We start from the raw sequence: 24,731 nt of genomic DNA on the forward strand, positions 1-24,731 counted from the left end.
GAGATGGAGCCTGGGAGCCTTGATCAGGAGCGACAGCGAAGCGGAGTCGGCGGCCGGGTCCGGCCAGGCGGAGTTCCTGAAGGCCCGGCCGCTCGGTCTGGACAGCTTTCGCGAGAACGTCGTCGTCCTGGCCCGCTGCAGCCAGGTGCTGCGTCCCGAGCGCCTCCGCGGTTCGCGCAAGGTCGAGCTGCGGGCCGGAGATCGAACGCTGCTGGCCTCGACGATGATCGGTGACCCCGACCTGCTCCTTCCGGACGAGATCGGACTGCCCCAGCCGCTCTTCCGCCGCCTCGGCGTCCAGGCCGGCGACCTTGTCCAGGTGGCGCCCGCGCGTCCGCCGGCCAGCCTCGCGGCCATTCGGGCCAAGGTCGACGGCCTGGCGCTCGACGACGACTCCTTCGCGGCCGTCGCCCGCGATCTGGCCGCTCATCGATGGACCGATATGGAGGTTACGGCCTTCCTTGTCGCCTGCGCCCGTTTCATGTCTCCGGAGGAGACGCTCGGCCTCACGCGCGGGATGATCGCGGCGGGCTCGAGGCTCGACTGGGGCGGCCATCTTGTGGTGGACAAGCATTGCATCGGCGGCATTCCCGGAAACAGAACCTCGTTGATCGTCGCGCCGATCGTCGCCGCCCACGGGCTGACCATTCCAAAGACCTCGTCGCGGGCGATCACCTCGCCGGCGGGAACGGCCGATACGATGGAGGTCCTCGCCCGCGTGGATCTGTCCGAAGAGGAAATGCGGAAGGTCGTCGAAACCTGCGGCGGCTGCATCATCTGGGGCGGGCGGGTGAACCTGTCGCCGGCGGATGACGTGCTGATTTCCGTGGAACGCCCGCTTTCCATCGACACGCCAGAACAGATGGTCGCCTCGATCCTGTCGAAGAAGATCGCCGCGGGGGTCGGCCGACTGGTGCTCGACCTGCCCGTCGGACCGTCGGCCAAGCTGCGCGACAGCCGGGCCGCGCTGCGCCTGAAGAAGCTGTTCGAGTTCGTCGCCACCAATCTGGGCCTCGAGATCGAGGTGGTTTTCACTGACGGCGCCCAGCCGATCGGGCGCGGCGTGGGGCCGGTCCTGGAAGCCCGGGACGTCATGGCGGTCCTCGCAAACGCGCCCGGCGCACCGGAGGATCTCAGGGAAAAGGCCCTCCGACTGGCGGCCCGGGTGCTGGACGCCGATCCAGATTTGCCCGGCGGCAAGGCCGAGGCTCGCGCCCGGGACCTGCTGGAGTCGGGCGCCGCCCGCCGGACCATGGACGCCATCATCGAGGCCCAGGGTCCCTCTCCGCTGAGCGGCGTTCTGGGCGCGCTGCAGCATGAGGTCGTGGCGGAGGCGGCCGGTCATGTCACGGCGGTCGACTGCCTGCGCATCGCCGGCATCGCCAGGCTGGCAGGGGCGCCCACCGACGCGGGCGCCGGGATCGAGATCCTCCACCGCATCGGCGACAGGGTCGAGCGTGGAGATCCGCTCTACCGGATCTACGGCTCCGATCTCCCGGACTTCGGCTTCGCCGTCGAGGCGGCGGGCGTGGACGCCGGCTTCAGGATCGGCCGATCGTGACCCGCGCGGAGGTTCATGGCTTCGCCGGGGACGCCGCCGAGGTCGGGCGACTGGCCAGTCGCCTCGCTGTTCCCCAGGGCCTGGTCGATCTGCATGCGTTTCCGGACGGGGAGACCCTGCCGACAGTCCCGCTGACCAGCGCCGCGACGGTGATCCTCTACCGGTCGCTGCATCACGCCAACGACCGGCTCGTTTCGTTGCTGTTGGCGGCAGACGCCTACCGCCGCGCCGGCGTTGCGCGCCTTGTGCTGGTCGCGCCTTACCTCTGCTACCTGCGACAGGACGCGGTCTTCCGGCCGGGCCAGCCGCTCAGCCGCGACGTGGTGGGCCGCTGGCTGGGCGGGGCGTTCGATCGCATCATCACGGTGCAGGCCCACCTGCATCGCACGGCCGATCTGACGGACGTGTTCGGCGCGCGTTCCGAGAGCCTGAGCATCGCCGGCGATCTCGCGGTCCTGGCCGCCGGCGGCGACCGCCCGCTGATCGTCGGACCGGACATCGAGTCCTGGCCCCTGGCCGAAGACGCGGCGAACCGCCTCGGGACGGACTGGGTCGTCTTCGACAAGACGAGACTGGGTGATCGACAGGTGCGTCTCTCGCTGAAGGCCCCGGACAAGGTGGCCGGTCGCGCTGTCCTTCTTCTGGACGACGTCTGCTCGAGCGGCGGCACGATGGAACAGGCCATCACCCTGCTGCGGCAGGTCGGCGCAGCATCGGTGGATGTGGCGGTCGCCCACGCCCTGTTCGACTCCGACGTCGAGGCCCGCCTGCGCGCCGCCGGCGCCCGCCGGATCCTGTCCAGCGATTCCGTTCCCAATCCGACCAACGCGATGGAGCTGGCGGACGTTCTCGCCACCGCTCTTCGCGAGGAGATCACCGCGTGACCCCCTCCATCACCTTTCACGGCGCGGCTGGCTGCGTCACGGGCTTCTGCGCCGAGCTTCAGCTCGAGGGCGCGAGGATCCTCGTCGACTGCGGCATGTTTCAGGGTTCCAAGACGCTGAAGGCCCTCAACTACGGGGACTTTCCCTTCGATGCGGCGAGCATCGACGCGGTGCTGCTGACCCACGCCCATATCGACCACTCCGGCCTCCTGCCCAAGCTCATGCTGGCCGGCTTCCAGGGGCCGATCTTCAGCACCGCGGCCACTCGTGACCTCTGCGCCGTAATGCTGGCCGACGCCGGCGGCATCCAGGAGAGCGAGGTGCGCCACCTCAACCGGCGCAACGAGCAGCGCGGCCGTCCGACGATCGAACCGATCTATACCGAGCGCGATGCGAGAGAGGTCATGCGCCAGTTCGAGCGCGTGAAGCTCGGCGAAACGGTCGAGGTCGCGCCAGGGGTCAGCGCCGTCTACTGGGAAGCCGGCCACATCCTCGGCGCCGCGTCGATCGAGGTGACCGTGGCCGGCGAGGCCGGGCCGATGCGCCTGTTCTTCTCCGGCGATATCGGACCCGGCGGCAGCGAATTCGTTGGCGATCCCCAAGGGCCAGCCGGCATCGACCACCTGATCATTGAATCGACCTACGGCGACCGCGAGCGGATCGTCGTCGACGCGGCCACCCGCCGGAAGATGCTGGCGCGCGAGATGCACGACGCCCACGCCGCCGGCGGTCCGCTTCTGATCCCGGCCTTCGCCGTGGAACGCACCCAGGAGCTGCTGGCTGACCTGCTGGCCATTATGGACAGCGGCGAGGCGCCGGCCGGCGACATCTTCCTGGATTCGCCGATGGCGATCGAAGCGACCGAAGTGTTCCAGCAACGCGGCTGGAATCCGTCAGCCGGACGAAATCCGTTCGAGACGGTTCGGCCATCCGAACGCCTCCGCTTTCTCGACAAGCCCCAGGACAGCGACGGCCTGGACCGGCTCAAGGGCTGGCACATCATCCTGGCCGCCAGCGGCATGTGCGACGCGGGCCGCATCCGCAAACACCTCAAGCGTCTGCTGTGGCGCAAGGAGACGACCGTGCTGCTGTCCGGGTTCCAGGCCGTCGGCACCCTCGGACGGTTGCTGGCGGAGGGGGCGGAGCGGGTCACGATCCAGGGGGAGGAGATCCGGGTCCGGGCCGGCATCCGGATGCTCGACGTCTATTCCGGCCACGCCGACGGCCCCGGTCTTGAGGCCTGGGCCCTGGCGCGCAGGCCGATCGCTGGCTCGGTGTTCATGGCGCATGGCGAACCCGGCGCCGTGGAGGGCCTGCGCGAGCGGCTGGCGGCGGCGGGCTTCCCCGCCGATCAGCTGATTGCGCCGCGGCTCGATGAGTCGTTCCGCCTGCGCAAGGGTCGCGCCGAGGCGCAGGCGGGCGCGACGCCGCGAATGGCGCCTGAGGCGACCGCGAAGCTCGACTGGCACAACGCCCGCGCCCAGCTCCTTCTGAAGCTGGGTGAAGTCCTGGAACGGGCCCCCGACGACGCGGCGCGAGAGGCGCTGATCGCCCAGCTCCGCAGGGACCTCGGCGGCGGTCAGGTCGAGGCCGGTCCGGGCGCCGGAAGCGCCTGAACGGGCGCCGCCCGTCAGGGACCCCGCCGTCGCCCATCCCACGCCAATGACCATTCCAGTCGAGGAGTGGCCGCACGGGCGCATGGCAGGCGGGCCCGGTGTTTCACTCTGGTGCTCGACGGCGGACGCCCCCGATTTGGGCGCCCTGGGGCGAAGAGCAATCGCGCCGTTCGCTGCGCGAAGGCTCTCAGATTGGAGGGCCCCTCCTCAGTCTGAGCATAGTTTCCTATCAATAAGGTGCGCGCGTTTTCTCTATCATTATTATCAAATTTACCAACATAATGGTGCAAATTCACGGGGAATTGCGAGTCCGCTGGTCAATGGTCCGATGCAATCGCCACTGCAGAACCAATATACATTTATACCCAAATTGGGGTAGTCTACTTTCCCGTCCCGGTTTATCATTCTGCGGGTGTTTCTACTGAGAATTGTGGCTGGGATACAGTAAACGGCGTTCGTCGGTTTACTCTTTTCGAACCTTCTTTTCCGCATACGGCGCTCAATCAGAGGCAGGCGATCGTGTCGTCGGCGCTGCAGCGAAGCGGATGTCCATGCTCAAGAAACTGTTTCTCGCCGGGGCGACCATTGTCACCCTTCTCGTCGTGGCCGTGGTCGCGGGGACCGCGCTGTCGATGCGCGAGGTTCGCGTCGGGGGTCCGCGCTATGAACACATCGCGCAGGACAACGAGCTGATCGCCGACATCCTGCCGCCTCCGCTCTATATCGTGGAGGCCTACCTCGATGTCCTGCACATCGCTGAACAGCCGTCGAAGGTGCAGGAACTGCTGCCCGAAATCCGGCGGCACCACGCCGAATTCAACCAGCGCCAGGCCTATTGGAAGGCGTCCGGCCTCGACAGGTCGCTGGTCGAGATCATCGAAGGTCCGATCGCGTCGAGCGCGAACAGCTTCTTCAATATTGTCGACAACGAAGTGATCCCGGCGGCCGCGCGGGGCGATGAAGCCGCAGCCAGGGCGGCCTTCGCCCGCGCCGATGTCTTCTATCAGCAGCACGAGGCCGCCGTCGCTGAGCTCGTCAAGATCGCGTCGGCCCGCGAGGAGAAGTTCGAGGGGCAGGCGCTCAGCCTCAGCGACACGTCCATGATGGCCACGCTCCTCGGCGGGTTGATCATCGTCGCTCTCCTGGCGCTCGCGTCGGCGCTCATCCTGCGCCGGGTCTTCTCGCCGCTGGGCGAAATCACCGCGGCTATGGGTCAGCTGGCCGGTGGCAAGCTCGATATCGTCGTCCCCGACCGCGACCGCAAGGATGAGATCGGCGCCCTCGCCCGGGCGCTCGAGACCTTCCGCGAAAACGCTGTCGCGCTCGAAAGAGCGTCCGCCGAAACGCTGATCGGCCAGGAGCGGCTGGCGGCCGGCGCGGCGACCCAGCAGATGGTCGTGACCGAGACGGCCCGGGGCCTGGAGGCGCTGTCCGAAGGGCGGCTGACCTTCCGCATCGAGGCGGCCTTCCCGGACGAGTACGCAAAGCTGCGGACCGATTTCAACGTCGCCATGGACAAGCTCGAAGAAGCCATGGGCGTCATCGCCACCAACGCCCTGGCGATGCAGACCGGCGCCGGCGAAATCAGCATGGCGGCTGACGATCTCTCGCGGCGGACCGAGCAGCAGGCCGCGACCCTGGAAGAGACCGCAGCGGCGCTGGACCAGATTACCGCCACGGTGCGGCGCACCGCCGACGGCGCCCAGCGCGCCAGCGTCGTGGTGACTGAAGCCCGGCGCGATGCGGAGGCCAGCGGCGAGATCGTCCAGTCGGCCGTTTCCGCGATGGGCCAGATCGAGTCGTCCGCCAGCCAGATCAGTCAGATCATCGGCGTGATCGACGAGATCGCCTTCCAGACCAACCTGCTGGCCCTCAACGCCGGGGTCGAGGCGGCGCGCGCGGGCGACGCCGGCAAGGGCTTCGCCGTCGTGGCCTCCGAGGTTCGCGCCCTCGCCCAGCGTTCGGCGGGAGCCGCCAAGGAGATCAAGGCCCTGATCAGCGCCTCGACCAGTCAGGTGAAGGACGGCGTCAATCTGGTCGGCCGCACCGGCGAGGCGCTGTCGGCGATCGCCCAGAGCGTTTCCGAGATCAACAGCCTGATGCACGAGATCAGCGCCTCCGCGCAGGAGCAGGCGACGGCGCTGGGCCAGGTCAACACGGCCGTGCACCAGATGGACCAGACCACCCAACAGAACGCGGCCATGGTCGAGCAGTCGACCGCCGCCAGCCACAGCCTCAAGCAGGAGGCCATCGAGCTGACGCATCTGGTGGGCCGCTTCAAGACCGCCGGTGTGGCCCCCAGGATGGCTACCGCCGCCCCGGCGCCGGCCCATCGGCAAACCTCAGCCCCTGCCGGCAACATGGTGCGCCAGGCGCACTCGCGCATCGCCGATTTCGCCAACCGCTATGCCGCGCCCAAGCGCGTTGTGAACGGACCGTCGCAGGCGGATGACGGCTGGGAGGAGTTCTGATGCCGGAGCGGCTCGTCCTGCCGCCGCGTCTGGACCTTTCCACGCTCGGCGAGGTGTTCGGGGCGCTGCGTCAGGCCCGGGGGCGGGATGTGGAGCTCGACGCTTCACAGACGGACCGGATCGGAGGGCTGGGCGCCCAGCTGCTGGTCTCCGCCCTGCGCACCTGGAGCGATGACGGCCTGCGCCTGTCGCTCGTCAATCCGTCCGAAGGCCTGAAGGCGGGGCTCTCCCGGCTCGGGCTCGGCGACATCCTTGCCTTCCAACAGGAGCGACCGGCTTGAGCAAGCTTGTCCTGACCGTCGACGACTCCCGGACCATGCGCGACATGCTGAAGATGGCGCTCGACGGCGCCGGCTTTCGGGTCGTCCAGGCGGTCGATGGCCTGCATGGTCTGGAGGTCCTCGAGTCGCACGCGCCGGATGTCATCATCACCGACATCAACATGCCCAACCTGGACGGCTTCGGGTTCATCGAGGCTGTTCGCGGCGACACCCGGCGGCGCGCCACGCCCATCCTGGTCCTGACCACCGAGAGCGACGCCGAGAAGAAGCAGCGCGCCCGTGACGCGGGCGCTTCCGGCTGGATCGTCAAGCCCTTCGACCCGGTGAAGCTGGTCGACGCCGTCCGGCGCGTGGCCGCCTGAGGACTGTCGATGGATCCGATGGAGTCAATCAAGGTCACGTTCTTCCAGGAATGCGAGGAGTTGCTCGCAGACCTGGAGACGGGCCTGCTCGCCATGCAGGGCGGCGTGACCGACTCCGAGACGGTAAACGCCGTGTTCCGCGCGGTTCACTCCGTGAAGGGCGGCGCCGGGGCCTTCGGCATGGAGGCGCTCGTCCGGTTCGCCCACGTGTTCGAGACCACGCTTGATGCGGTCCGCCGGGGCGAGCTGTCGCCCGATTCCGCCGTCGTTTCCGTTCTGCTGCGCTCGGCGGACCGTCTGGCTGACCATGTGGCGGCGGCCCGGGCCGGCGACTCCTGCGTCGCCGACGACGGCGAGCTGGTCGAAGCCCTGGAAGGTCTGCTGGGGGCTCCGCTTCCGGATGAGGACGCCGAACCCGATGTCGTCTTCACCCCGCTGACTCTCTCGCTCGGCGGTGACGAGCCCATGGCCGCGCCGCTGGCCCTGACGCTCGATCTGCCCGCGGAAGCCCCGACTTCCTGGACCATCCGCTTTACGCCGCAGGCGGTGCTGTACCGGAACGGCAACGACCCCGTCCTGCTGTTGCGGGAGCTGGAGCGCCTTGGGACCCTCTCGGTCGAGGTCGACCGTTCGGCGGTTCCGTCTTTCGACAGCTTCGATGTCGAGGCCTCGTACCTGTCCTGGACGATCGGGCTTGAGGCTGCCTGCAGCGAATCCGACATCCGCGAGGCCTTCGAGTTCGTCGAGGGTCAGTGCGAGCTCGTGATCGAACGCAACGATCCGTGGCCGTCGGCTATTGCGGACGAAGCCCCCGGTGAGCCGGGCGACATGCCCTCGCTGGCGGACCTGCTCGCCCTGGCCGGGGCGCCCGCCGACGAGATCACGCCGCTCCGCGCGGCGGCCGATCCCGATCCTGCACCTCTGGTCCCGCTGGAACCCTCGAAGGCCGCTGAGGTCGAACCCGCCGCCGGTCGGACCGACGCACCACCCAAGGCGACCATCCGCGTTGATCTCGACCGCGTCGACCGGCTCATCGATCTGGTCGGCGAACTGGTGATCAACCAGGCGATGCTGGCCCAGAAGGTTATGGAGGCCGGGGCGTCGCAGACCGAGTCCGTCTCCCTCGCCCTGGACGATCTCGAGCTCCTGACCCGGGATATCCAGGACAGCGTGATGGCCATCCGCGCCCAGCCGGTGAAGTCCGTCTTCCAGCGCATGCCGCGCCTCGTGCGCGAGGTGGCGGCCATGACCGGCAAGTCGGTCCGCCTGGTCATGGACGGGGAGGGCACGGAGGTCGACAAGACGGTGATCGAGCGGCTGGCCGATCCCCTGACCCACATGATCCGCAACGCCATCGATCATGGCCTCGAGGATCCGGCCACTCGCCTGGCGTCGGGCAAGCCGGAAGAGGGCCTGATCCGCCTGTCGGCCCAGCATCGCTCCGGCCGGATCGTCATCGAGATTTCCGACGACGGGAAGGGTATCGACCGGGGTCGCGTCCGCGAGATCGCCGTCTCGCGCGGGCTGATCGACGCGGACGCCATCCTGTCCGAGGAAGAGACCGACAACCTGATTTTCGCGCCCGGCTTTTCGACCGCCGCGACCGTGTCGGACATTTCGGGCCGCGGCGTCGGCATGGACGTGGTCAAGCGCTCCATCCAGGCCCTGGGCGGGCGCATCACCATCACCTCGACCCCCGGGCGGGGATCGAAGTTCAGCCTGAGCCTCCCGCTTACGCTGGCTGTTCTGGACGGCATGGTCGTGACGGTCGGGGCCCAGACGCTGGTGGTCCCGATTAGCGTCATCGTCGAGACCCTGAGGCCGCGCGAGGGCGACATCCGGCCCCTTGGCCCGCACGGCCACGTGCTCGCGGTCCGCGGCAGCCATGTCCCCGTCATCGATGTGGCGACCACCCTCGGCTTCGCCGCGGCTCCCGCCGAGGAGCCGGGTGTTTCCCTGCTGGTGGAGAGCGAGTTCGGCGGTCTGGCCGCCCTGAATGTCGACGGCATCCAGGGGCAGCGCCAGGTGGTCATCAAGAGCCTCGAGCAGAACTACGCGCAGGTCCCGGGGATCGGCGCCGCAACCATCCTGGGCGACGGGCGCGTGGCGCTCATTGTCGATGTCGAGGCCCTCATTTCCATGCGGCGCCGGGCTCCCGCCCGTGTCGCCCCCTTCGCGCTGGCAAGCTGATCCAATGAACGCACCTTCCACCAATCGCCGCGAACTGATCGCCTTCCGCATCGCCGGCCAGCGGTTCTGTGTCGACATCCGCTCGGTGCGCGAGATCCGCGGGTGGGCCCAGGCGACCCCGCTGCCGCAGGCCCCGGCCTATGTTCAGGGCGTGATAAACCTGCGCGGGGCGGTCCTGCCGATCATCGACCTCGGCGCCCGGCTCGGGCTGGGCGCGACCGATGCCACGCCGCGGCATGTGATCATCGTCGCCCGCATCGGCGGCAAGACGGTCGGCCTGCTGGTGGAGTCGGTTTCCGACATTCTCAACCTGAACGAAGAGGACATCCAGCCGGCGCCCGACGTGGGCTGCGACGTTGTCCGCGGCTTCGTCTGCGGCCTCATCGCCGAGGAAGACGGCATGACCAGCCTGATCGCGCTGGACGGTATCCTGCCCGAAGCCCAGACGGCGGAAGCAGCCTGATGGCCGCTGCACTCGCCAGAGGCCGGGCTGACGAAATCGCCGTCGGCGGTGAATTCGCGCTGACCTGGCGTGACTTCAACACCGTGGCGCAGCTTCTGTTCGAGATGTCCGGAATCCGCCTGACGGAGGCGAAGGCCTCGCTGGTCTATTCCCGGCTGGCCAAGCGCGTCCGGGCGCTTCAGCTGAGCGACTTTTCGGCCTACTGCGACCACGTTCTGGGCGGCGCCGGCGCCGATGAGCGTCGTGAACTGCTCAATGCCCTGACGACCAATGTCACCGCCTTCTTCCGCGAGCCGCATCACTTCAGGGACCTCGCGGACGGCGAGGCGGAGAAGCTGCGGCAGGTCGCGACGTCCGGCGGACGGGTTCGTCTCTGGTCGGCCGGCTGCTCCGCGGGGCACGAACCCTATTCGGCGGCGATGGCGTTGCTGTCGGTGTTTCCGGACGCCGCCCGCTACGATGTGCGGATCCTGGCCACCGATATCGACACCCAGGTGATCCAGAGGGCCAGCGAGGGTCTCTACAGCGACGCCGACGTCGATCCCGTCCCGTCCGCCTTCAAGAGCCGCTGGCTGAACCGCGTCGAAGATGGCTGGTCCGTGGCGCGGGAGGTGCGCGAGCTGATCGCCTTCCGGCCCCTGAACCTGCTCGGCGACTGGCCGATGAAGGGGCGTTTCGACGTCATCTTCTGCCGCAACGTCGCCATCTACTTCGACGAGCCGACGCAGGCGGCCCTGTTCAGCCGGTTCCGCGACTCGCTCAACGACGGGGGCAGGCTCTACATCGGCCACTCCGAACGCGCGGACATCGCCGGACTGAAGCCCGACGGCCTGACCGCCTATCGCCGGGAGGGCCGCTGATGGCCGGACCCATCCGCGTTCTGGTGGTTGATGACTCGCCGACCATGCGCGCCCTTATCGCGCGCGAGCTCGGCGGCGCCGCTGATATTGTCGTGGTCGGCGAGGCGGGCGACCCGCTCGAGGCCCGTGAGGCGATCAAGGCGCTCAACCCCGATGTCGTGACGCTCGATATCGAGATGCCGAACATGAACGGCCTCGATTTCCTTGAGCGCCTGATGCGCTTGCGGCCAACCCCGGTGGTGATGGTCTCGACCCTGACCCAGAGGGGCGCGGACGCCACGCTGACCGCGCTGGAACTGGGCGCCGTCGATTGTGTCGGCAAGCCGGCCGGCGGCCGCGCCGGAGACTTCGGATCCCTCGTCGAGAAAGTTCGTGTCGCCGCGAGTGCGCGGTTGCGGTCGTCCGAGCGGACGCCGGCGGTCCGGGCCGCGCCCGACTATGCCGCCGACGCCGATGTGGTCGCCCTGGGCGCCTCGACGGGCGGGGTCGAGGCCCTGATGACCCTGCTCGGGGCGTTCCCGGCAAACTGTCCGCCGACCGTCGTCACCCAGCACATGCCGGCCAATTTCACCACCAGCTTCGCCGCGCGCCTGGACCGCTCCTGCGCCCCCGGCGTGAGCGAGGCGTTCGACGGCGCAGAGCTCCGCACCGGGCAGGTCTACCTGGCGCCCGGCGGCCTGACGCATCTGCGCCTGGTGCGCCTTGGCGGGCGGCTCATTTGCCGCCTTGAGGAGGGCGACACCGTCAGCGGACACCGACCGTCCGTGGACGCCCTGTTCTACTCGATCGCCCGGGCCGGCTTCCGCCGGGCCGTCGGGGCGATCCTGACCGGGATGGGCCGCGACGGCGCGCAAGGGCTGCTGGCGCTGCGCGAGGCCGGCGCCCGGACCTTCGGTCAGGATGAGGCCAGCTGCATCGTCTACGGCATGCCCCGGGCCGCGTACGAAATCGGGGCGATCGAAAACCAGCTCCCGCTTGAACAACTGGGCGGCGCGATCCTGCGCGCCGCCTCCCGACCGACCATGGAAGCCGCCTGATGCCCGCCGCCGCCGATATCCGCGCCCTCATCGTCGACGATCAGCAGACGATCCGCAGTCTCGTCCGCACCGGTCTGCGCGAGATCGGCGTGCAGGTCATCGAGGACGCCTTTGATGGCGAGGATGCGCTGGAGCACCTGCTCAAGGCGCGATTCAACCTGATCATCTCCGACTACAACATGCCGCGGCTGGACGGCCTGGGCCTGCTGCGCGCCGTGCGCGCCGCGCCGCAGTTTCGCAGCATCGGGTTTGTCATGCTGACCGGCCGGTCAGACGCAGAGCTCATCAAGCGCGCCCAGCAGTTCGGCGTGAACAACTATCTCGTGAAGCCGTTCACGGTCGCGTCGCTGCGGCAGAAGCTCGAAGACGTCTACGGAGCGCTGCATTGACGGCTGTCCTGGCGCCGGACCTGGTTCGCCGGCACGTCATTCAGGGAACGTTCGAGGCGACGGACGACTGCAACGTCGTTCTGTCGACTATCCTCGGCAGCTGCGTGGCGGCCTGCCTGCGCGACCCGTCGACCGGCGTGGGCGGGATGAACCACTTCCTCCTGCCCGAAGCGCCCGGGTCGGGCGCCGCGGACCGGCGCTACGGCGTCCAGGCGATGGAGCTGCTCATCAACCGTCTGCTGGCGATGGGCGCCGGCCGCCATCGCCTCGAGGCCAAGATCTTCGGCGGCGCCCGCATGACGGCGGGACTCGCCGATATCGGCGCACGGAACATCGCGTTCGCCCACCGCTTCCTTGCTGACGAACAGATCCCGATAATCAGCGAGAGCGTCGGCGGAGACCGCGCCCGCAAGATCAAGTACTGGCCCGCGCTCGGACGCGCGCAGCAACAGTTCGTCGCGCCGTCGAGCCGGCTGGAGGAAGTCGAGCGGCAGGCCACGGTTCAGGCCGTCGTGCCCGGCGACGTGGAGCTGTTCGGCTGATGGCCCGCAAGGACGTTCATCAGCTCCCGGCGGCGCTCGGGGCGCTTTCGGACGAACTCGGCCGTTGGGCCCAGGCCGCCCGCCGCATCGAGGATGGCCTGACCGGCGGTCGGCCGTCTCCGGCGGCCCTGCAGGAGATCGACGCCCTGCGTCAGCATCTGGAACAGTTGCAGCGCTACGTCGCCGGACTGTCCGACGCGGCGGAGGGGACCGTCTGCGTCGCCGCCGCGACGCAGGTGCTCAATCTGGACGCCCTCGCCCAACGTCTTCGCGGGGAGGCCGTCGCTGCGGCCCGCCCCGGCGACTGTGAGCTCTGGTGATGGCCGAATCCTTGCCGGAAGGCCGCCTGAACCTGACCGCCGTGAAGGCGCTGTGCGTGGACTCCAACTCCCAGGGTCTCGAAATCCTGACCCAGACGCTCACGGGCTTCGGGGTCGACAAGCTGGTCAGGGCCCATACGGCGGAAGAGGCGCGCAAGGCGCTTCGTCAGGAGCGCTTCGACATCGTCCTGGCCGATGCTCGGCTGAGCGACGAAAGCGGCTACGACCTTCTGCGCTGGCTGCGTCGCAGTTCGTTCGACCAGAACCGCTTTGTGCCGGTGATCCTGGTCACGGGTCATACGCGGGAAAGCCAGATTCAGGACGCCCGGGACTCTGGCGCCAATTTCGTTGTCGCCAAGCCGACCTCGCCGATCGTCCTGCTGCAGCGGATTCAGTGGGTGGCGCGCGGCGGCCGGATGTTTGTGGAGTCCGACAACTTCGTCGGTCCCGACCGGCGCTTCAAACACGAAGGCCTGCCCAACGGTGTCGGACGCCGGGCGTCTGACGCGGTTGAAGCGCTGGGCGACGCCTCTGAATCAAACCTGACCCAATCGGAGATCGACACCGTGTTCCGACCCCAGCGCGTGAGTCTCTGATGGCTGTCACGTTTCACAAGGTGAAGACGTCGCTCGAGACGAAGATCCGCAAGGCGGGCGGCAAGTCCATCGCCAGCGCGGTCACCGACGCCCGCGAGAACCTCGCGGGCCTGGCCGATACCCATCTTGCCCTGATGGCCGAGCGGCTCGACGCGCTTGTGGCGCTTGTAGAGCCCTACAGCGACCGGCCGACCGATGACGGCCTCGACCAGATCCACGGCATCGCCGACGAATGTATGGGCTATTGCGCGGGGGTGGAGCGGACCGGACTGTCCGAGTGCTTCCTGAAGATCTGCCAGCTCGCCGACGCCGTCTCCCTGAGCACGCTCTGGCTGCCGCGTTGCTTTGAGCCGCTTGTGAACATGACACGCCTCTCGCTCGCCGGGGTGCTCGACAACCGGCAGATCGAGGTGCTGAGCGGCGAGATCAACCGCTGCATTGATCGCCTGTCAGCCGCCCGGAAACAGCCCGGGCGCAGTCAATAAAATGAACCTGTTCATTTAATGTGGATCCTGTTAGCCTTGGTCTCCAACTCAGGGAGAAGACCATGGCTGGCGGCGAGATTATCGATCGGGCGTTCGCGGCGAAGTTCCTTGTCGCGGCAGACGCCCCGCTCGACTACGGCGTCTATCTGCTCTTCCACGAATGGTGGGCCGAAGCGCCGCAGAATGCGATCGACGCCTACAGCCGGGAGCTGGCGTCGATTCCGGAGGCCGCGCCTCTGCTCGCCAGCCGCTTCATCTCCGAGCCGCTGTCGCTGGAGCGCCTCGCGGACTGCGCGCCGGGCACCCTCGGGCACGCCTACAGGCGCTTCATCCTCGACAACAAGCTGGAACAGAACCTCGGCCGCAACTACCGGAAATTCAACGAGGAACTGACGAGTTCGGGCAAGCTGGACCGCCTGCCGCCGGACCTCAGCTACATGATGGTCCGCGGGTTCCAGATCCACGACTTCCTGCACGTTCTGACAGGCTACGAGGCGACCAACTGGGGCGAGCTGGCCCTGGCGGCCTTCTATCTCGCGCAGCTCCGCTTTCCCTATCACGCCATGCGGGTGGCGGTGACCGCCGCGCACATGGCCTTCGTGAGGCCGGGGCTCATCGTCGACGCCATGGACGCCTTCGTCGACGGCTGGAGCTACGGGCGCAGCGCGCGCAACCTCAACTTCGAACGCTGGGAAGACGAGCTGGACACCCCGCTCGACGTCCTGCGGACGCGAATGAACTTGAACCGGAGCAGCCTCGCCGCCTAAGGCAGGCCATGGCCCGGAAACCCGCGACCGATGCTCAACGGCAGGCCGCGCGCCGCACGCTTCAGAAGGCGGCGGCCGGCCTCTACGCCGAAGCCGGAGCGGCAGGAGTTTCGGCGCGCGCCATAGCCCAGCGGGCCGGGGTCAGCGTCGGAACGATCTACGCCTATTTCGGAAGCCTGCAGGGCCTGATGCAGTCCCTGTGGAGGGAGCCCGTCGAGGTCATCAACCAACAGCTGGCCGAGCTGGCCGCCGGGATCGAAGATCCTGTCGGTCGGCTGCGGGCCCTGCTGAACGCCTACGTCGAGGTGGCCCTGAAACGGCCCGAACTGTTCCGCGGCGCGTTTCTCTTCGTTCGTCCTGAAACCCTGCCGAAGCCGGAGCGCGAACCGCTGGAAGGCACGCCGTTCGCGGCCTTGCTGGCCTCGGCGATCCGGGAAGGCCAGGCCCGGGGGATCATGCGGGACGGCGCTCCCGGGGAACTGGCGCAGATGGCCTGGGCCGGCGTCCATGGTTGCCTGGCGTTGCCGGTCAATTTCGACCGCCTGGACTTCGCGGAGCCGTCCACGCTTGCATCGCAGATGATCGATATCCTGATCGTTGACCTCACGGCGTCGACGAAACGGGCGGAGCAGGCGCCGTCAGGCGAAGGCTAGCCCGTCTCCGTGAAGGGGGATTCAGCGCGCGACCGGGTGGCGGAGGGCTGAGCCGCCTCTGAACTGGTCTCCGATCACCCGCCTGTTCGCCGTCGACGCCTGTCGGCGGCCGCGGCGTGCGTGCTTTGCATTGCGGACCCGGCGGTGATCGAGATGTCGGAAGGTCTTGCCTCCCGAGGGGCATTGCAGGAGTGGTGGACGAGGCGTCAGCCTTGGGCCAACACGAGCGACTGGACACGACCATGACCGATCAAGCCTCGCCCCCGGGCATCCGGCCCGGGCCGCTCGCGGGGGTCCGGGTTATCGACCTGACCCAGTTCATCCTGGGCCCCTACGCCACGCAGACCCTGGGCGATCTGGGCGCGGACATCATCAAGGTCGAGGAGCCCTCGGGCGATCGCCAGCGCAATTCTGGCAAGGCTCCGAACTCGAAGGAGATGGGGCCGGGCTATGTGGCCTTCAATCGCAACAAGCGGTCGGTCGGCCTCGATCTGAAAACGGACGAGGGGCGCGAGACCCTTCGCAAGCTGGTGGCGACGGGCGACGTCTTTATCCACAACATGCGCCCCGCCGCCGTGGCCCGGCTGGGCTTTTCCTATGAGCAGGTCGCGGCCATCAAGCCTGACATCGTCTACGTCGAGGCGATGGGCTACGACGAGGCGGGCCCCTACGCCGGATTGCAGGCGTTCGATGACCTCATCCAGTCGGCCAGCGGCGCCTGTGGTCTTGGGCAACTGGTGGATCCGGAGACCGAGCTGCGGCCCCTGCCGTCGTTCCTGGCCGACAAGACCTGTGGCCTCTTCGCCGTGATCGCCACGATGGCCGCCCTGCGCCACAAGGAGCAGACCGGCGAAGGTCAGTATGTGGCGGTGCCTATGCTGGAGACCTTCACGGGCTTCCTGATGGCCGAGCATCTCTACGGTGAGACCTTCATCCCGCCGACCAGCAGCTTTGGCTTCACCACCGCGGTCACGCCCCATCGCAAGCCGATGAAGACGAAGGACGGCTATCTGACAGTCATGCCGGCGAATGCCGGCCAGTCAGCGAAGTTCATGGAACTGGGCGGCCTGCCAGGCGCCTACGAGAGTGAGCGTTTCACCTCAAAGACCAGCGGCAAGGAAAAGGTCGCGGAATACTACGCCATGATGGGCGAGGCGGCCGCCAGCCATACGACCGACGAATGGATGGCGCTGGGCGCCGCCAATTCCATCCCGGTCATGCGGGCGAACACGCCGACGATGATCTTCGAGGACGCCCAGCTCAGCCAGACCCTGTTCGAGAACCGGACGCTGGAGGGCGAGGGGACCTATCGGGCGATGAAACCCGGTCTGCGGTTCTCGAAGACCCCGGCCGCCATCCTGCGCGATCCGCCCCGGATTGGTCAGGATACGGACGACGTTCTGGCTGAACTCGCGGACTGGCCGGTGACCGCCAAACCCTGACCGCTGCGGCTACATGAAGTTGCGCGTGTGCATATCGGCGAGACGCTGCGCCTCGACCGGCCCGAAGCCCAGCCGCAAGAGGCGCGCCTTTCGCCCGGCGGCCATATCCAGCTTGAGCTGCTGCACGGCCGCATGACCCCGCGCCACGGCGCTCGGGGTCAGGTCGCCGGCGGCCAGGAGAACGAGGGAGTCGAACACCTCTTCGTTCAGCCCGGCCGTAGGGGCCAGCTCCTCGTGCCGCTGCTCGACCGCATTCTGAAGGCGGGCCTGATAGTCAGGCTGGGCAGCCAGCCGATGTTCCAGATGGGCCATGGCGAAGGCGACGTGTCGGGCTTCGTCCCGGGCGGCGAGTCTGCAGATCTGGCCCGTCACGGGGTCAGGCGCATGGGCGTGCAGGAAGTTCAGCAGCGTGATGAAGCTGCCTTCGCCGAGGACCGAGAGCAGAAAGGTCGCCGATGAGAAGTCCGGCGCCCGCAAGAGGGTGTCCAGCGATGCCTGTCCGCCGGCGGTGGACAGCATCGGCTCATGCCCCCGCAGGCCAAGACGCCGGGTGAAGACCTCGATGTGCCGCGCCTCGTCGGCGCACTGCAGGGCCAGAAACTGCTGCACTTCGCGGAAGTGCGGATGGACCTGGCCCAGATGCCGGGCCGGGACCACCAGCGCGGCGTTCTCGTTCTCGACCAGGTAGGTCATGACCTGAACCACTGCCGCCTCGATGGCGGGGTGCAGGTCGAACGGCGCGTCCCAGTCTATTGCCGTCTGCGGGTCCCACTGCCCGGCGGCGGCCTGTCGGTAGAGCTCCCCGGCCGTCGTGGCCCAGAGATCATCGCGCCGGCTCAGGCTAAAGCCGATGGACGGCCCGCCCGCCTCCACGGTCGCGCCACGGGCGGCCAGGCCCCAGGCCGGGTCGGCGTGCTCGGCCGGCAGTTCATCGTCCGCCAGCCGGGAATGGCCACTGCCAAGTGCGTCTCGCCAGCGGCCCTCGGCCCAGGAGCTGCGCGTCAGAACCGCTTCGATATCGCCGCTCGCCAGGCGACGGGTTTCCACGTCATGACCCTCCTGCCGGCACCAGGCGGTCAGGTGCAGGTCCCACCCTGGCGGTCCCCCGCGCACACGCAGACTCTCTCCGGCGGACAACGCCGCCAGGGCGCGCCGGACGAGCAGCAGGCCGCCTTCGTCCAGGCCGAGCCCTTCAATATCGATAGTCGGCACGGAGAATGCTTCCATCGCGGCCGTAGAAGCCCTGCTCGTCCACCGCCTCGGCCAGGGCCGGATAGAACTCGGTGCGCCCCGGCTTCCACTTCTTCAGGCCTTCCAGCTCCAGCAGGGGGCGCACCTGTGGATCGTCCCACTGCATGGACAGCAGCAGCGCGACGAACCGGTCGATGGCGTCCCGCGGTGCGTCCGGGCTGGTCGTGAAGTTGCAGTGATCATAGGGCTCGGTGCGCTCAATGATGCGCGTCGCGCCCGATGGCAGCGTGCCGTCCAGGCCAAAGCCCAGGTGGTTGCCGTCGATCATGCAGCAGGCGTCCACCTCGCCGGCCATCAGGGCCTTCGCGGCGTCGCGCTCCCCGCCGATGTGGTCGCCGTGCTTGCCGGACAGCACGTCGAAGCGGCGCACGGTGAAGTCCTCCCCGCCGACCAGCCCGGCCCGCCGCAGGTGATGCAAGGGCAGGAGCGTGGCCTGGGGCGAGTCAATCGCACCCACGCCCAGCGTCAGGCCGCGCAGGTCGGCGGCGCACTGCAGCGGGCCGTCGGCGCGGACAACGATGACCGAACGCAGATTGCAGTCGGTGTTGCGCATCGCCACGGCCTGCACCGACTGACCGCGGCTGCGCGCGATCCGGTCCGCCCGCACCCACGCCAGCGGCGAGTTCCACGCCAGGTGCAGAGTCCCGTCGAACTGCGCCTCCACCTGGGCCTCGTAGTTGGAGTAGAGGACGTAGTCGAAGGCGAAACCCTGCTGGCCGAACCAGGCTTTGAAACCCTCCCAGATGGTGACCACCTTGGGGGCGTAGGCGACGGCGCCCATGATCAGCGTCGGTGCGGTCAACGGAGCTTCCCTGATACGGGGTTGGGGGGCGGAGCCGCCCTTTCGACGCGGCTATAGCACGGCGGATCAATCCCCGGCGTTGGACTTCGCGGTCGGGACGGCACCGGGATGATCGCCTCACGCCGTTTCTCTGAAAGGCGCCAGCCCGCTGGTGTGCGGTCCAGGCTGCTAGGACGACCGCCCCGCAATCTCGGCGAGCCGCGCCAGATTCGCTTCGTGCCGCTCACGGGTGATGCGGAAGAACGCCATGGCGCCGATGGCCGCGAGGTAGGTGAGCGCCAGGGCCGGGATGTAGACGAGGCCGAGGTTGCGGACGACCTGCTCGCTGACTTCGCCGGGCTGGGCGTGGTCGGGGAAGCCGATCGCCAGCAGGACCATGCTCGAGGCGAAGATCCCCACGCCCGAGACGGCTTTGGCGACAAAGATGCTGGCGGCGAAGAACAGGCCTTCCGACCGGCGTCCGTTGCGCAGTTCGGTCTCCTCGACCACGTCAGCGATCATCGAGGAATGCAGCACGGCGGCGATGCTGGCGAAGGTCACCGAGATCATCGCCTGCACGAACAGGATCGGCAGCAGCGCCGGATGTCCATTGTCCGGGAACAGTCCCAGCAGGCGCAGGACGATGGGGGCGACGCCGATCGTGAAGGCCAGGGTCTTGGCCAGGATGGCCGCGTTTCGCTTGCCCAGCCAACGTGACATGGGCGTCGCCAGCATCACCGCCGCCGCGGACGAAATAAACTGGGCGAAGACGAAGAACGAGATCTGGGTCGCCGTCAGACCCCAGAAGAAGGTGTTGAAGTAGAGGTTCAGCGCGACCGACAGACCATAACCCATGGCGTTGAAGATCCCGGCCATCAGCAGAGGCAGGAAGGTCAGGTCGGTGATCGAGCTGACCATCTCCTTCAGTGTCTGCCAGACACTGACCTTGCGGACGTCCGGCGTGCGCAGGAAGGGGATCTGGCGGTGGGTGCCGATCGCCGAAGCGAGGATCACCACGAACATGACCACGGCTGAAACCAGCCCGTAGGTCGAATAGCCCGCCGGGTTGAGCTGTGCGACCGGATGGGTCTCGTCGGCCTTCAGGAACACCCGGAAGGTCAGCAGCGTCATGATCAGCGCGCCGTACCAGATGAACAGGGCCCGGAACGCCAGCAGGTTCGTGCGGCCGTGGTAGTCGGTCGTCAGCTCGGGGGCGAGCGCGGCGCTGGGGATCTCGAACAGCGCCAGGAACGTCCGGATCAGCACCGCCACAACGATGAGGTAGACGAACAGGGCCTCGTGCGACCAGCCCAGCGGCGGATTCCAGATCAGCAGATAGCTGAGCGCGATCGGCAGGGCCGAGGCGTACATAAACGGGTGCCGCCGTCCCCAGCGGGAGCGGAAGTTGTCCGACATCTGCCCGATGATCGGGTCGATCATCGCGTCGATCACCAGCGCGATCATGACGGCCAGGCCGACCGTCGCGGCCGGCAGTCCCACCACCTGATTGTAGAAAATCAGCAGCAGATACGAAAAGCCGTTGTCCTTCAGACCAAGCGCGACGCCGCCCAGACCGTAGAAGTAACGGGTCGAGCGCTTGAGCGGCGGCGCGGTGGTGACGGCGACAGAGTCGGACATGGGCATTCCTGGCGACGCCGCCTCACCGGACCGGAGGCGGCGTCGTACGCTGGTGGAGAGGGTCAGGGCGCCTTGCGGCCGTAGGTGATCAGGCCGGCGGGGTTGAGGTGCGTGTTCGGCGGATACTTCCGCAACGCCTCTTCATTGGGCTCGGTGCCCCAGCCGGGCCGGTCGGAGATGACGATGTGGCCGTCCTGGATGTCCGGCGCGTGGGTGAACAGCTCGTCGTCCCAGGCCAGCCGGTCGATGTCGGTTTCCATGATCCGCAGGTTGGGCGTGGCGGCGGCGAACTGCGCGTTCATCATCGTCGCCAGATGGCCATAGAAGTTGTGCGGCGCGACGTTGACGTCGTGGGCGTCGGCCATGGCGGCGATCTTCATCGACTGCCAGGCGCCGTTCCACAGCAGGTCGATGATGGCCACGTCCATCGCCTGTTCGGCGAAGAACGGGTTGAACGCCGCCGGCCCGACCAGCGTCTCGCAGGAGGCGATAGGGTGTTTGCTCTGCTCGCGGATGTAGGCGAGCGCCTTTGGATTGAGCGTGTCCAGCTCGATCCAGAACAGGTCCATGTCGGCCAGCGACCGCACCAGGCTGAGGTAGCCCTCGGTTCGGGTGTTGAAGTTCAGGTCGATCAGGATGTCGACGTCGGGCCCCGCGCCGTCGCGCAGCGCCTCGAGGTGCTCGCGGAAGCCGTGCAGCAGACGGCGGTCGACATTGAGGCCCGGCTCGAACGGCACGCCGAAGCCGGTCGCCCAGCCGCGCGGCTTGCGATCGACGTAGGTGTAGACGTTGGTCTTCAGCGCCTTGAAGCCCCTGTCACGCACTTCCCGGCCGAGCGACACGACATCGTCGATCGTCTCGATTTCGGGCTGGTAGTAGGGTTTGCGGCTGATCCGCCAGGTCGTGCAGTGAGACCAGTACAGGGGCACCCGGTCGCGGATCTTGCCGCCCAGAAGCTGCGCGCAGGAGACGCCGAGCGTCTTGCCCTTGGCGTCGAGCAGGGCGTTCTCGATCGCTCCCATCGCCTGGCCGATGAGGCCGCCGAGCGCGGGCCGCATGGCGCTCTGCAGCAGGGCGAAGATACGCTCGTGATCCATCACGCCGAGGCCGATCAGGCGCGGCTTCACCTGTTCGATGATCGAGGCGATGCCCGGGTTGCCGAATCCTTCGTCGTATTCGGACCAGCCGACGACGCCTTCGTCGGTGCTGATCTTGACGAAGGTGTAGTTCCGCCAGCCTGCGTCGCAGGCCAGGGTCTCGATGTTGGTGATCTTCGGGTTGGCGGGCATGGCGTTTCCTTGAGGGGTCAGGCGCAGTCGGCGAGGACGAGGTCCGCGCCCTTTTCGCCGATCATGGTGGCGGCGGCGGCGGTGTTGCCGGAGACGATCAGTGGCATGATCGAGGCGTCGATCACCCGCAGGCCGAGCAGGCCGTGAACCTTGAGTGTCGGATCGACCACCGAGGTCTTCGGGTCGACGCCCATCATGCAGGTGCTGGTCGGGTGGTAGGTCGTGCGGCCGGTGTTGCGGGCCCAGGCTTCGAGCTGGTCGTCGGTCGGCGGATTTCCGACGTCATAGACCGGGGCGATGATGGCGTCGGCCAGCGGCCCGGTTCGGGCGATGGTGTCGATGATCCGCAGGCTGTCGACCATCACCCGTACGTCGCCGGGCGTGCTCAGGTAGTTGCGGTAGATCACCGGCGGCGCCTCGGGGTCGGCCGAGCGAATCTTGATCTGGCCGCGGCTTTCCGGTCGGCAGGGGCTGGCGTTCATGGTCATGCCGCTGAACGGGTGGGGATGGAGCGACTTGGGCGGCGTTCCGTCCGGAGAGGCGCCGAAGCTGAGCGGGTAGAAGTAGAGCTGGGTGTCGGGCCGGGTCTCTTCGGGCCGGGTCCGCACGAAGGCGCCGCCCTGGTTGATGCCCAGTCCCAGCGGGCCCGTCTTGGTCAGCACCCACTGAATGCCGGCCATGATCTGGCGAAGGCGCGTGTTGTACCGGTCGTTCAGGGTCGGCAGCCGGGTCTTGTAGGAGAAGCCGGTGAAGACGTGGTCCTGCAGGTTCTCGCCGACGGCGGGACTGTCGTGCACGACCTCGATGCCGTGTAGCTGCAGCAGGGCGCCGGGGCCGACGCCGGAGTGTTGCAGCAGCATCGGCGAGTTCACCGACCCTGCCGCGACCAGCACCTCGCGGCGGCAACGCGCGGTCACGACCTTGCCCTTGCGACGGTACTCGATCCCGACCGCCCGCTTGCCTTCGAACAGGATCCGGTTGGCGTGGGCGTGGGTGACGACGGTCAGATTGCGACGGCCCGTCGCCGGGTCGAGGAAGGCGCGGGCGGTGTTGGTCCGGCGGCCGTTGCGGATGCTGAACTGGTAGAGGCCGACACCCTCCTGTTCGGGGCCGTTGAAGTCGGGGTTGTCGCGATAGCCGAGCGACCGCGCGCTCTGCATCGCCAGATCCACGACCGGGGATTGCCGGCCCTTGATGCTCGAGATCTTCCACGGGCCGCCGACGGCGTGCTCCCGGGACTCGCCGAGGTCGTTGTCCTCGGACCTGCGGAAATAGGGCAGGACGTCCTCGTAGCCCCAGCCGGTGTTGCCCAGCTTCGCCCAGTCGTCGAAGTCTTCCTTTTGACCCCGGATATAGACCATGCCGTTGATCGAGCTGGAGCCGCCGAGGACCCGGCCGCGCGGCCAGAAGTCGGTCCGGCCGCCCAGCTGCTGATCCGGCTCGGCGACGTAGCACCAGTTGACCTTCGGATCGTAGAAGACGTGGCCAAGGCCGGCGGGCATGTCGACCATCAGCCGCTTGTGCGACCCGCCGGCCTCCAGCAGCAGCACCCGATGCTTGCCGTCGGCGGTCAGGCGATCAGCCAGAACGCATCCCGCTGAACCGGCGCCGACAATGATGAAATCGAATTCGTCTGACATGGCTCTTTGGTCTTCGCGCATCGGGGAACGGCCGGGGGCCGCGGTGTGAGGGTTGGAGGGCGGGATCAGACGGGGCGTTCGCCGACGAGGGTCGTGCGATGCAACACGCGGCGATGGCCGTCGTAGCCGCCTGTCGCATGGTGGAGGACGCAGCGGTTGTCCCAGAGGGTCAGGGTGTCCGGCGCCCAACTGTGGCGGATGACGAACCGGTCCTCGGTCATGTGGGCGAACAGGCGGGCCAGCAGGGGGCCGCTCTCGGCGGGGTCCATGCCCTCGATCCCGACCGTGTACCCGGGGCTGATGAAGAGCGACCGCCGGCCGGTGACGGGATGGGTCCGGACTAGGGGGTGGCTGAAGCGCTTGTCGGCCTCGGGGCTCGAATAAATCGTCATGCCGACCCGGCCGGTCTCCTTGGCGAAGTACCCTTCCGGACCATACGGACCTGTCGCGGAATGCCAGCCGCGCAGACCGCTGATGGCCTGCCTGGTCGCGCCGTCCAGGGCCTCATAGGCCCGGCTGCCGTCAGCGAAGAGCGTGTCACCCCCGACCGGCGGAATGATCTTGGCGTGCAGCAGGGTCGCCGCCGGCGGGGTTTCCAGGAAGCTCCAGTCCGAGTGCCAGCCGCCGCCGAAGACCGCCACGGTTTCTTCCGGCTCGCGCCGCACTTCAAGAATGTGCGGATGGCCCGGAAGCGGCGCCGCATACGGCTCATCGCCGAACTCGCCGAGCTGCCGGGAGATGGCTTCCAGCGCCGTGTGGCTCAGGGGCTGGTCGCGAAACCAGACGACGGAGTATCTGGCGAACGCCGCCTGCACCGCCGCGAGATCATCGGGCGACAGGCCCTTTGCGAGGTCGACGCCGCCGATCCCGGCGCCGAAGCCCTCCGGCCCGGGCGTCACCCATAGCCCTGTCGCGCTCGCCAAGGCGACTTCGGGACGCATGTTTCACTCCCCCAGTGCGGCGCCGAACGGTTGCTCCGGTCTTTCCGCTCTTTCAGATGCTTGGCCGGCCGGGGGTGTTGCAAGCCGAAAGCGGGGGTGATTGCGGACGGGGCTGATCAGGTTCAAATCGGACTGATCAGAAATGGAAAACAGAAATGAAAACAGTATTGTAGGGACAATTCGCCGCGGCGCTTCCGCCTTGCTCCGAACCGGCCTGCCGGGGATGTTTGGGCCATCGATGCAAGCAGGCTACGGTCCCCGTCTCTGCAGCT

Annotated in this window: 24 protein-coding genes; 18 read left to right on the forward strand and 6 right to left on the reverse strand. The window is 67.8% G+C overall.

Annotated features, from left to right (window positions below; all coding sequences use genetic code 11):
• Window positions 1-19 precede the first annotated feature (19 nt).
• The 18 genes from AC3WJT_RS07910 (at window position 20) to AC3WJT_RS07995 (ending at window position 16,919) form a co-directional block, all read left to right on the forward strand.
• Entirely contained in the window at window positions 20-1,561 is a 1,542-nt protein-coding gene (locus AC3WJT_RS07910) for a thymidine phosphorylase family protein (RefSeq protein ID WP_492342562.1), read from the forward strand.
• A complete protein-coding gene (prs, locus tag AC3WJT_RS07915) occupies window positions 1,558-2,445 on the forward strand; it encodes a ribose-phosphate diphosphokinase (RefSeq protein ID WP_492342563.1) in 888 nt (295 codons plus the stop codon). Before AC3WJT_RS07910 ends, prs begins: the two co-directional genes overlap by 4 nt.
• Entirely contained in the window at window positions 2,442-4,061 is a 1,620-nt protein-coding gene (locus tag AC3WJT_RS07920; RefSeq protein ID WP_492342564.1) for an MBL fold metallo-hydrolase, read from the forward strand. The genes prs and AC3WJT_RS07920 overlap by 4 nt, the downstream gene beginning before the upstream one ends.
• Before the next feature lie 551 nt (window positions 4,062-4,612).
• Window positions 4,613-6,532, forward strand: a complete 1,920-nt coding sequence (locus tag AC3WJT_RS07925) for a methyl-accepting chemotaxis protein (RefSeq protein ID WP_492342565.1) — start codon at window positions 4,613-4,615, stop codon at window positions 6,530-6,532.
• Window positions 6,532-6,813 carry an STAS domain-containing protein gene (locus tag AC3WJT_RS07930; protein WP_492342566.1) on the forward strand — a complete coding sequence of 94 codons (282 nt, stop codon included), beginning with the start codon at window positions 6,532-6,534 and terminating at the stop codon, window positions 6,811-6,813. The genes AC3WJT_RS07925 and AC3WJT_RS07930 overlap by 1 nt, the downstream gene beginning before the upstream one ends.
• Window positions 6,810-7,175, forward strand: a complete 366-nt coding sequence (locus tag AC3WJT_RS07935) for a response regulator (RefSeq protein ID WP_492342567.1) — start codon at window positions 6,810-6,812, stop codon at window positions 7,173-7,175. Before AC3WJT_RS07930 ends, AC3WJT_RS07935 begins: the two co-directional genes overlap by 4 nt.
• A gap of 9 nt (window positions 7,176-7,184) precedes the next feature.
• Window positions 7,185-9,365 carry a chemotaxis protein CheA gene (locus tag AC3WJT_RS07940; RefSeq protein WP_492342568.1) on the forward strand — a complete coding sequence of 727 codons (2,181 nt, stop codon included), beginning with the start codon at window positions 7,185-7,187 and terminating at the stop codon, window positions 9,363-9,365.
• Window positions 9,366-9,369: 4 nt separating this feature from the next.
• Window positions 9,370-9,828, forward strand: coding sequence for a chemotaxis protein CheW (locus AC3WJT_RS07945; RefSeq protein WP_492342569.1), 459 nt, complete (start codon window positions 9,370-9,372; stop codon window positions 9,826-9,828).
• On the forward strand, window positions 9,828-10,688 hold the full coding sequence (locus AC3WJT_RS07950; RefSeq protein ID WP_492342570.1) for a CheR family methyltransferase: 861 nt from the start codon (window positions 9,828-9,830) through the stop codon (window positions 10,686-10,688). Before AC3WJT_RS07945 ends, AC3WJT_RS07950 begins: the two co-directional genes overlap by 1 nt.
• Window positions 10,688-11,725 carry a protein-glutamate methylesterase/protein-glutamine glutaminase gene (locus AC3WJT_RS07955; RefSeq protein ID WP_492342571.1) on the forward strand — a complete coding sequence of 346 codons (1,038 nt, stop codon included), beginning with the start codon at window positions 10,688-10,690 and terminating at the stop codon, window positions 11,723-11,725. Before AC3WJT_RS07950 ends, AC3WJT_RS07955 begins: the two co-directional genes overlap by 1 nt.
• Window positions 11,725-12,114 carry a response regulator gene (locus AC3WJT_RS07960; protein ID WP_492342572.1) on the forward strand — a complete coding sequence of 130 codons (390 nt, stop codon included), beginning with the start codon at window positions 11,725-11,727 and terminating at the stop codon, window positions 12,112-12,114. Before AC3WJT_RS07955 ends, AC3WJT_RS07960 begins: the two co-directional genes overlap by 1 nt.
• Window positions 12,111-12,656, forward strand: coding sequence for a chemotaxis protein CheD (locus AC3WJT_RS07965; RefSeq protein WP_492342573.1), 546 nt, complete (start codon window positions 12,111-12,113; stop codon window positions 12,654-12,656). Before AC3WJT_RS07960 ends, AC3WJT_RS07965 begins: the two co-directional genes overlap by 4 nt.
• Window positions 12,656-12,976 (forward strand): DUF8776 family protein, encoded by a 321-nt coding sequence (locus AC3WJT_RS07970; RefSeq protein WP_492342574.1) that lies wholly within the window; start codon window positions 12,656-12,658, stop codon window positions 12,974-12,976. Before AC3WJT_RS07965 ends, AC3WJT_RS07970 begins: the two co-directional genes overlap by 1 nt.
• Window positions 12,976-13,572: a response regulator gene (locus AC3WJT_RS07975; protein WP_492342575.1), complete on the forward strand. Its 597-nt coding sequence runs from the start codon at window positions 12,976-12,978 to the stop codon at window positions 13,570-13,572. Before AC3WJT_RS07970 ends, AC3WJT_RS07975 begins: the two co-directional genes overlap by 1 nt.
• Window positions 13,572-14,057, forward strand: coding sequence for a hypothetical protein (locus tag AC3WJT_RS07980; RefSeq protein WP_492342576.1), 486 nt, complete (start codon window positions 13,572-13,574; stop codon window positions 14,055-14,057). The genes AC3WJT_RS07975 and AC3WJT_RS07980 overlap by 1 nt, the downstream gene beginning before the upstream one ends.
• 62 nt (window positions 14,058-14,119) lie before the next feature.
• Complete coding sequence (locus AC3WJT_RS07985) at window positions 14,120-14,824, forward strand: Coq4 family protein (RefSeq protein WP_492342577.1); 705 nt, start codon at window positions 14,120-14,122, stop codon at window positions 14,822-14,824.
• 8 nt (window positions 14,825-14,832) lie between these two features.
• A complete protein-coding gene (locus AC3WJT_RS07990) occupies window positions 14,833-15,477 on the forward strand; it encodes a TetR/AcrR family transcriptional regulator (RefSeq protein WP_492342578.1) in 645 nt (214 codons plus the stop codon).
• A 242-nt stretch (window positions 15,478-15,719) separates the two neighbouring features.
• Window positions 15,720-16,919 carry a CaiB/BaiF CoA transferase family protein gene (locus AC3WJT_RS07995; protein ID WP_492342579.1) on the forward strand — a complete coding sequence of 400 codons (1,200 nt, stop codon included), beginning with the start codon at window positions 15,720-15,722 and terminating at the stop codon, window positions 16,917-16,919.
• A gap of 9 nt (window positions 16,920-16,928) precedes the next feature.
• On the opposite strand, the gene AC3WJT_RS08000 is transcribed toward AC3WJT_RS07995, so the two are convergent.
• The 6 genes from AC3WJT_RS08000 to AC3WJT_RS08025 all read right to left on the reverse strand — a co-directional run bounded on the left by AC3WJT_RS08000 (window position 16,929) and on the right by AC3WJT_RS08025 (window position 24,459).
• On the reverse strand, window positions 16,929-18,131 hold the full coding sequence (locus tag AC3WJT_RS08000; RefSeq protein ID WP_492342580.1) for a hypothetical protein: 1,203 nt from the start codon (window positions 18,129-18,131) through the stop codon (window positions 16,929-16,931).
• Window positions 18,112-18,972: a phosphate/phosphite/phosphonate ABC transporter substrate-binding protein gene (locus AC3WJT_RS08005; protein ID WP_492342581.1), complete on the reverse strand. Its 861-nt coding sequence runs from the start codon at window positions 18,970-18,972 to the stop codon at window positions 18,112-18,114. Before AC3WJT_RS08005 ends, AC3WJT_RS08000 begins: the two co-directional genes overlap by 20 nt.
• 168 nt (window positions 18,973-19,140) lie before the next feature.
• A complete protein-coding gene (locus tag AC3WJT_RS08010) occupies window positions 19,141-20,589 on the reverse strand; it encodes an MFS transporter (RefSeq protein WP_492342582.1) in 1,449 nt (482 codons plus the stop codon).
• A gap of 62 nt (window positions 20,590-20,651) precedes the next feature.
• A complete protein-coding gene (locus tag AC3WJT_RS08015) occupies window positions 20,652-21,878 on the reverse strand; it encodes a mandelate racemase/muconate lactonizing enzyme family protein (protein ID WP_492342583.1) in 1,227 nt (408 codons plus the stop codon).
• Window positions 21,879-21,895: 17 nt separating this feature from the next.
• Entirely contained in the window at window positions 21,896-23,518 is a 1,623-nt protein-coding gene (locus tag AC3WJT_RS08020; protein ID WP_492342584.1) for a GMC family oxidoreductase, read from the reverse strand.
• 65 nt (window positions 23,519-23,583) lie between these two features.
• Window positions 23,584-24,459 carry a TauD/TfdA dioxygenase family protein gene (locus tag AC3WJT_RS08025; protein WP_492342585.1) on the reverse strand — a complete coding sequence of 292 codons (876 nt, stop codon included), beginning with the start codon at window positions 24,457-24,459 and terminating at the stop codon, window positions 23,584-23,586.
• Window positions 24,460-24,731: the final 272 nt, after the last annotated feature.

This window comes from Caulobacter sp. FW305-C-30-S16 (assembly GCF_058783025.1).